The sequence below is a fragment of the Staphylococcus sp. GDY8P57P genome (assembly GCF_017892585.1).
GTDB classification, from domain to species: domain Bacteria; phylum Bacillota; class Bacilli; order Staphylococcales; family Staphylococcaceae; genus Staphylococcus; species Staphylococcus borealis.
On sequence record NZ_JAESLK010000157.1, the window covers coordinates 1 to 797 of the forward strand.

Here is a 797-nt window from a genome sequence, read left to right on the forward strand (position 1 = left end):
AAAAGCCTAACTATTTTAGTTAGGCTTTACCCACAATGTTTACCCCATTTAAACATTGTGGTGGTGAGTACTTTATCTGATTTTTATTATACCTATATATTATTGTGAATAAAAGTAAATTATGATTAAACTCATATTTTACTTTTATCTTTACTTATAAATATATGGAGGCACTCCTAACGGAGTGCTTTTATTATGCTCCTTCATCTGATATCAATGACTACAAAGCAGCATTGAACAAGATCAGATTCAGTCGAGTGAAACGCAAAGCGTTTCGTTTTCTCACACTCCATTTCGCTAAGTAGTTATTTGTTTTGATGCTGACACTAATCTATTTTGCGTTAGCAACGCAAGGGTAAACATGCAGTTCATCCTAATTCGTATACTCATAAGGATAACTAGCCCTTGCATCACACTTAAAATAGCTTAAATACGTGTCACAAAACAAAATATCTACTGCTTCATTACAGTGAGTGTAGTAGAAAAATTAGTTGCCCCAAACAACTATATAACTTATAAATTATAATGTATATGTTATAACATATACATATAAAGTATACATTATATGTTATACTTTAGGTGTCATATAGAAAGCGAGGTAAATTATGAAAAATGTGATTAGTATTAATAATTTTAAAGGAGGAGTGTCTAAAACATCTACTTTATGTGGTCTTGCATACATCTTAGCAGAAAAGAAAGGCTACAAAGTATTAGTTGTAGACTTCGATCCTCAAGCAGATGCAACAGAATTACTCATCCGAACGTTTGATAAGACAAAGTTACCCAATGCGTTAAAT

The 797-nt window shown here is 31.5% G+C and carries 1 protein-coding gene; it reads left to right on the top strand.

Annotation, left to right across the window (positions count from 1 at the left end; all coding sequences use genetic code 11):
- Positions 1-605: 605 nt before the first annotated feature.
- A partial coding sequence (locus KA878_RS14100) for a ParA family protein (protein WP_210142273.1) occupies positions 606-797 on the top strand: 192 nt, incomplete at its 3' end.